This is a genomic window from Mycobacterium sp., from assembly GCF_049683935.1.
Lineage (GTDB): Bacteria > Actinomycetota > Actinomycetes > Mycobacteriales > Mycobacteriaceae > Mycobacterium.
The window spans coordinates 1-2,462 of sequence record NZ_JBAUJR010000073.1; the positions used below are offsets into that span (position 1 = coordinate 1).

At 69.4% G+C, this 2,462-nt stretch carries 3 protein-coding genes; all 3 read left to right on the plus strand.

Annotated elements, in window-relative coordinates; genetic code table 11:
* Nucleotides 1-238 (plus strand): hypothetical protein (locus WA965_RS04085; RefSeq protein ID WP_526447117.1); only part of this gene is annotated, 238 nt, incomplete at its 5' end.
* On the plus strand, nucleotides 235-978 hold the full coding sequence (locus tag WA965_RS04090; RefSeq protein WP_526296999.1) for a thioesterase II family protein: 744 nt from the start codon (nucleotides 235-237) through the stop codon (nucleotides 976-978). The genes WA965_RS04085 and WA965_RS04090, both read left to right, overlap by 4 nt.
* A complete protein-coding gene (locus tag WA965_RS04095) occupies nucleotides 975-2,288 on the plus strand; it encodes a beta-ketoacyl [acyl carrier protein] synthase domain-containing protein (protein ID WP_526297001.1) in 1,314 nt (437 codons plus the stop codon). The genes WA965_RS04090 and WA965_RS04095 overlap by 4 nt, the downstream gene beginning before the upstream one ends.
* Nucleotides 2,289-2,462: the final 174 nt, after the last annotated feature.

Here is a 2,462-nt window from a genome sequence, read left to right on the forward strand (position 1 = left end):
CACCCAGGCGGTGGCCCGGATCCGGACATGGCTGGACACCCCGACGGTGATGGTCGCCGACATCTTCGCCACCCGCAGCGCCGCGGCGCTCGCCGCCCGACTCGGCGCGGCCGAACCCTACGGCGGCAGATTGGCCGAAGTGGCCCGGCTCTACCTCGAGGTCGCGGCGATGGATGCTGCCGACGTAGCCGCGGAGTTGCATTCCACGCTCGACACCAACTCGGCCCCTGGACGATGATCGGCGAAGCGCATCCGCTCGAGCTCACCCCGTGGATCAAGAGATTTCCCGGCCGGCAGGGAACGGCGACGATCATCTTCCCGCACGCCGGCGGAGCTGCCGCGGCCTACCGCAACTTCGCGATGGCGCTGTCGGCCAATGGAGTCGACACCTACATCGTCCAGTATCCGCAGCGCGGTGAACGCCTGGCGCATCCCGCTCCGGAGACCGTCGACGATCTCGCCGCCGAGATGCTCGCCGCTGCGGACTGGGCGCGGTTGGGTCCACTGAGGTTGTTCGGGCACTGCATGGGCGCGCTCGTGGGATTCGAGTTCACCCGGATGGCGCAGCGGCGGGGCATCGATGTCCGCGAGCTGTGGGCGTCGGCGAGCCAGGCGCCCTCGACCGTCGCAGAGTCCCGCCCGGTGCCCACCACCGACCGCGAGATGCTGGCCGATATCGTCGAAATGGGCGGCACCGATGCGCGTCTGCTCGAGGACGAGGACTTCCTGGAGCTGCTCCTGCCCGCGGTTCGTGCCGATTACCGGGCGTTCAACCGATACTCGTGCGACCGAGGTGTGCGGATCAAGGCCGACATCCACGCGGTCGGCGGTCGCGCAGACCATCGCGTGGAGGTGGACCTGCTGCGGCGGTGGGAATCCCACACCGACGCCGCATTCACGTTCACGTTGTTCGACGGCGGCCACTTCTACGTCGACGACCATCTCGTCGAGGTCGCCGAACTGGTGAGCTGCACGTGACCGACGACACGATCGTCATCGTCGGGTTGGCCGTCGAGGCGCCCGGCGGGGTGGAGAACACCGCCGACTATTGGGCTCTGCTGGCCGAACAGCGCGAGGCACTGACCCCGTTCCCCGACGACCGCGGCTGGTCGATCCGCGAGCTGCTCGACGGTTCGCGCCGGGAGGGCTTCAAACGCATCCACAACCTCGGTGGTTTCCTCGCCGGCGCGGGCACCTTCGATCCCGAGTTCTTCGGGATCTCCCGACGCGAGGCCGTCGCCATGGACCCCCAGCAGCGGGTCGCGCTGCGGGTCGCGTGGCGCGCCTTGGAGGACGCAGTCATCAATCCCGACGATCTCGCCGGGCACGACGTCGGCTGTTATGTCGGCGCTTCCGATATGCGCTACGGGCCCGCGATGGCCGAGTTCTCCCACCACAGTGGGCATCTGATCACCGGCACGTCGTTGGGGGTGATCTCCGGGCGTATCGCCTACACGCTGGGACTCACCGGTCCGGCGATGACAGTGGACACGTCGTGTTCCTCGGCGCTGTCGGCGGTGCACCTTGCGGTGCAGGCGCTGCGTTCCGGGGACTGTGACCTCGCGCTGGCCGGCGGGATCTGCGTGATGGGATCACCCGGGTACTTCGTGGAGTTCTCCAAACAGCACGCCCTGTCCGACGACGGGCATTGCCGCCCCTACAGCGCCCACGCGAGCGGCACCGTGTGGGCCGAAGGGGCCGGAATGTTCGTCCTGCAGCGGAAATCGGCGGCCGTCCGGGACCGGCGCCGCATCCTCGCCGAAATCCGGGCAAGTTGCGCGAACTCCGACGGCCGGTCGGTCGGGTTGACCGCTCCCAGCCACGACGCCCAGGTCCGGTTGTTCCGTCGCGCGCTCGCCACCGCCGATGTCGGCGTCGACGACGTGGGCATGGTTGAGGGGCACGGCACGGGTACCCGTCTCGGCGACCGCACCGAACTGAGCTCGCTGGCAGCGACATACGGAAGCGGCACTGCCGGGCAGGGACCACTGTTGGGGTCGGTCAAGTCCAACGTCGGGCACACGCAGGCCGCCGCAGGTGCGCTCGGACTGGCGAAGGTGTTGCTGGCCGCCGAACACGCTGCGGTGCCGGCAACGCTGCACGTCGACGAGCGTAGCCGCGAAATCGACTGGGAGTCCCAGGGTCTGCGACTCGCGGACAAGTTGACGCCGTGGCCGGCCGTCGACGGGGTACGGCTCGGTGCGGTCTCGGCGTTCGGGATGAGCGGCACGAACACCCATGTCGTGGTCGCGGTCCCCGAAGGCGACCGGAAAGGCAGGGCCGCGTGATGCCCGTCGCCAGACTGCCCGACGGCCGGGTCCCGGTGCTGCTGAGCGCACACGACGAGGACCTGCTCGCCGCCGATGCGGCAGCGCTGGCCGACTACCTCGATCGCGAGGGCAGCGATGTCGGACGGATCGCTGCGCACCTGATCGCCACCCGGCGGGTGCGCCGCCATCGGG